3 protein-coding genes and 1 pseudogene are annotated in these 5,280 nt (G+C 43.7%); all 4 read right to left on the bottom strand.

Annotation, left to right across the window (positions count from 1 at the left end):
- A pseudogene (locus ACR3FF_RS25515) lies at positions 1 to 212 on the bottom strand (IS5/IS1182 family transposase); the annotation flags it as partial.
- A gap of 58 nt (positions 213 to 270) precedes the next feature.
- A complete protein-coding gene (locus tag ACR3FF_RS25510) occupies positions 271 to 1,803 on the bottom strand; it encodes a flippase (protein ID WP_458190913.1) in 1,533 nt (510 codons plus the stop codon).
- 50 nt (positions 1,804 to 1,853) lie between these two features.
- Positions 1,854 to 3,395 (bottom strand): sulfatase-like hydrolase/transferase, encoded by a 1,542-nt coding sequence (locus tag ACR3FF_RS25505; protein ID WP_458190912.1) that lies wholly within the window; start codon positions 3,393 to 3,395, stop codon positions 1,854 to 1,856.
- Positions 3,396 to 3,800: 405 nt separating this feature from the next.
- Entirely contained in the window at positions 3,801 to 4,781 is a 981-nt protein-coding gene (locus tag ACR3FF_RS25500; RefSeq protein WP_458190911.1) for a hypothetical protein, read from the bottom strand.
- Positions 4,782 to 5,280 lie beyond the last annotated feature (499 nt).

The raw sequence follows: 5,280 nt of genomic DNA, 5'->3' as shown, positions 1-5,280 counted from the left end.
ATATCCTTGTAGTAGCAGTGGAGAAAGCCCCGAAACAGATCTGGCGGCTGGTGAACTCGTGTTCGCCCCCGCTCGCCGGGGGCGAACACGTCGTACTCCAACAGAAACTCGAATTCAAGATGTTCGAACAGCGGTACTGTCTCGGTCGCCGCCGCATTCAAAAAGTCGTCTACCGAAACGACGTCTTGCAGGGCGTTGGTACTGCTGGACACAGTTTCAAAACCCTGCGGCCTCCCTTGGGAGGCTTTCTATGACACGCTCTTGGACTAGTTAAGGCGTGGCCTGCCTTGCGAGACGACGAATGGGTCCCAAATTAATACCGGCTCGTTGTTCAAGTGTGTTAATTAGATCAATGTCTTCTTGTTCCACTCCACCTAATCTGAGAACCATTATCGGATAAAGCACGATGAATACACACAGTTCGATGAAAAAGATCGAAAGTGTATCGAAGAAGGATTGTAATCCGAAGAAAAGGAGCGCCCAAATAAGAAGTGTAGCCCCAGCAGGAACAAACGATTCGCGGCGAAGTGGATGAATTTTTGTCTCTCGATATAATTGATAACTGAGGAGAGAATTCAATATCACATAACAGATGGTCGTCGCGATTGCGGCACCTAGGAATGAATATTGTGGTATCAAGACGAGGTTAAGTCCAACGTTAAGTATCGCAACAAACATGTTATCGTACATAATTGTTCTTACATTACCAATTGATTGGAGCGCATTACCATTTAACCCAAGTAGTGCGTGTACAAGGAAGCCGATCGAAAGAACAGTCAGAGTAGTTCCTCCCGAAAGGTACTCTGATCCGAACGTATATCGTATAATTGTGGTGGGAAAAAAAGCAAAAACAAGGAAAAGTGGGAGTGTAGCAAATAAGATCCACTTAGAAATCAACTGATAGGTTCGTCGCATTTCCTCAAGTTTATTATCTGCATGAAGCTCAGAGATTACTGGCATGAATATAAATGCGAATGCCATCAAAACAGTGATTAAAAATTTCGAAATGGGATATGCAACATTATACACCCCTACGGCACTCGTAGAATCGAACATGCCTAAGATGAATACGTCGGCGCTCTCTAATACGAGATTCATTGCAGCGGTTAGTACAAGTGGGAGGGAAAACGAGAGCAGTACCCGGTGCATTGATCGCGGTTGAGCATCCCCTAAGATTGCAGTATGTCGAACAAGATAAACCAGGCAAAGAACAGCTGCGATCCCATACGAGATGGCATAAGCCCAGGCAATGCCAAGAGCTCGGAAGCCAATGAATGCTGCTATCAGGATCAAAACGAGGCGGGAAAGAGGTATAAAGATATTTTCGATAGATACACGGGGTAGAGATTGTTTCATACCACGTATACAACCAATAGTGAGTCGAACAAACGCAGCGAACGGGATTGTAATACCAAAAATACGGAGGATCGGTGTGAGAGTTGGGTCTTTAAACACTAGCGTCGCGAGAAGATCGGCGGAGAGAGCTACGGCTATTCCAACACCGATACTTATAGGGACGACAATCTGATATGCCGAGAGTATGATCCCACGCTCCCATTCGGGGGAATCATTACGAGGTAAATAGCGCCCTACTCCCTGGTTCAATCCAACTACAGCAAGAATTGAGGTGCTGGTGAGTAGTACATAACCGATAGAGATACCTCCATAAATCTCACTCCCAAATATTCGTCCAACTGCTATCCGTGATATAAATCCAAACCCTAATTGGAATATAAGGCCAAATAGTAAGATACCACTAGATGCAACTAGTTTACTTAAGGTACTATTTGATTTACCTGTCATTATATTCGTATTTTATATGTTATTTTTATATAGTCGCTGAATTACAGTCTCTATGCATACCCTAATTGTTTTAATTGCTCTTTTGTCTCCGAATCAATCTCTGTGCTTCTTGTATTGCCTATTTTATCGTTAATTTTCTCACACTCATTTTGCCATTCCACCAATAGTTGTCTATATTCTTTGCATATTTCAGGATGATCGCCTGCCAGATTTTTCCGTTCTCCTGGATCTGCTTCCAAATCAAATAGTAATTCAGTGTCTGTATTAGATATTTGATTATAAAGGGTGTCTCTAATCGTTGAGAGTATAAATTTCGGATTCGAAAGGTTATCGCGATTGTCGATCATATTCCTTATGGTTTTTATAGGTCCTGGACGTTGAATCTCAAGATACTTCCATTGTTCTGAACGAACTGTTCTATATGTCGGTTTAAAATTCCAAAGCTGTGTATCCGAGTAGGTGGGCCGCGATTCGAAATCCTCACTGAATGGGGGGATAGCTTGTCCTTGAACGCTCGCTGGAAGACTATCAATATCAAGTAGATCGAGAATTGTTGGATATATATCTATGATCGAAACAGGATCAGTAACTGTTTGGGGAATATCTTCAATCTCCCCTGGGGGCTTTATAATTAAGGGAACATGGAGGACTTCCTCATACGGGGTATTTCCATGGAAAATTGTCTCGTGTTCATTGAATGCTTCTCCATGATCGCCAGCCACAATAAGCAGTGTGTCTTCGTACAACTCTTCTTGTTTTAATTTATCTATAATGATCCCTAGCTGGGCGTCAGTGTAACGCACTTCTCCATCATAGAGATTAACTAAGTGACTGATGTCCTCTTTCGTTGGTTCATCTGGGAGTGACGCAAAGTTTCCGTGCACCGGCCCAGTATAGCCCGGATCAACATATGATCGATACTCCTTGGGGGGGTCAAACGGGGTATGTGGATCGATACTCCAACAGAACGTGAAAAGATCCTCCGTTCTGTTTTCGTAAAGTGGAGTAAGTTGTTCAGTGATATCCTCAGCACGCGGGAGTGCTATTTTGTCCTGATCTTCGTAAAGTAAGTTCTCGTTGGAAGCGGATGATTGATCCCTCTTTTTAAGTATTTTTTCATCTTTATATAAATCAAAGTATGAATCGAATCCAACATCGTATCCAAGATTCGATGAGACGTTCCCCATCGACGAGATCCCAATCGTTTCAAATCCTTCATCAGATAGTAATTCAGGGAGACGAGGGAGCTCTGATGGGAACCGGTCCTCTCGGTGACGAACACCGTGTGCTGGCGGATAAACACCGGTGAGAAACGAAACGCTCGCTGGTCTTGTCCATGTTGCCACGCTATGACAATTCTCATATAACACTCCCTCATCAGCAAGTGCATCGAGATTCGGTGTTGTATTACGTGAATAGCCATAACTAGAAAGATGGTCTGCACGGAGTGAATCAACAACGTACAGCAAAACGTTCGTCATCTTAGGGTAAAACAAAGCAAATGAGATCCAAAAACCTTGTGTTTTGTAGTAGCAGATGATGTACTGTGTGAAGCTCTTTGTCACTGAAATAGCCGATTCATTGATTTCCACCAAGACAAATATTATATATTCATATTATCATAGTTTGAATATACTGGGATATATTACATATTATTCTAGAATTATGATATTATTTTTTGAAGACTATAATCGCCACGAATGTAGTGCTTCTAAGATGTTTGGTCGTCTCGATTTATCACGTGACGACTCTACCGTATCGTCTAACTACATAATGAATATCCAAGGTTCGGTAGTGTCCAAGTCAATCACGTAGGACGGCGAAACGGGTATTTTTAGACCGATCGGATGCCGACCGCGGATAGACTGTACTACACAATTATACATCATCTGTCTAATTAAAGGCGAGCAGGACTGATGAACCGAACATTACGGGGTTGTGTGGTGATGGTCTAACTAAACAGTGCCGTCTCGGTCATTATCCTCTGTGTAGAGTTCTTAAATATATCCAAGATCTGAGAGCCGTGATTCGACATTTCCTCCTGATGTATCCGGTGAGGAGCTTTCCCTGGAATCGGGATATTCTGCTACACCGCTCACTATTCCCCAGGGGACTTGGCGTGTCTTCGGATGCTCGAGTGGTGGATGAGCGTATATACCATACTCTCCAAGAGCTTCGCCATGATCTCCCATGATCGCGATATTCTCAATTGTTGTCTCTTCTACTAATCGACAGACATCACGCAATACACGATGGAGATTACTTTTATAGACTGCTTTCAGTTGAGCGCGCGTCAAATCACCCCACTTCGCTCTCTGCCACACTGGAGCATCGACTGCTTCTCCCTCCATCGGGCTTGAATTAGCGTTATCCGCATGTCCGAGTAATGATTGCCGTCCAATAAACGGAGCATGTGGTTGGAAATAGTGTGCAACCACGCGTTGACTGTCAGTATCTAAGGCGGCATGTGTTACTGCAGCCGGTGGAGTTATACCTATGCTTTCGTTCCATGATTCACGCCACACGTCCCGTATATTGGGAAGGTGCTCAGATGGAACATATCCATCATAGAGTCTGAGTGTGTCTCTTTCGTATTTATCTCTGGAATCGCTATTGACGGGTGTTGCAGCACTAATGTAGGCAACATCGTCATATTCGTCGGGCCAACATTGAGCAACATATTCGAAAGTATTGCGGCCTTCAGACCTGATCGGTTTGACCTGGTCGAATGTGAGATATTCTGGTGCAATATCGACGAACATATCGTAACGGCATGCGTCAAGAACAATAAGTAAATACTCATCATGTTGGCGCAGAACCTCCAATTGCCGATATTGGCTTTCAAGATCCGAGGTTGCGAACCGCGTGTGTAATTGTGCAAATGGCGACCCTGCTAGCTCACGAATTTTATATGCCGCACGATGTGGTTCACGTAACGCCGTAACTGCCATTTCGAGGGTAGATTTCGATTGAGCCATTCTGAGAGTATCGTGTTCAGGGTACCGGGATAAGTATACTGGAAATACGTAACCAGAGAGATTCGAAGGTCGACACGAGATATAGTTGGCAGACATTAAGTGATGAGGCTTTCCTATACAGTAATAATGATCCAATGCTGGTTCGATTTTAGGATATTGCACGCCGTGTTCGCTGGGGTTGGGGGAATTTGTCTATCTCGCGGTGGATCCTGTGACTTTGACGATGGCACTCCAGTTACAAAGTAAGACGAGTATCATTAACCAGTTCTTCATAGATACGAAGCCAACCTCTTTGATTGATAGATTAAATCTTATATAATATATAAATATTTAGATTACATTCTTAAAATATATCCGTCTTTCGTTGCGACTGATCAAATCATTCGTATTCGGTTAAGACGTAAAACCAGCATACAGTGCTGCATTCACCTCCTCAAGAAGCGTCTGGCGTGACGGAGCTGGTTGTCTCGCCTCTCGATACCACGTGTTCGGGAGATTC

It is taken from the genome of Haladaptatus ordinarius (assembly GCF_054177595.1).
The sequence above is the reverse complement of the archived record's forward strand: the minus strand, read 5'-3'. Positions and strand labels throughout refer to the sequence as shown.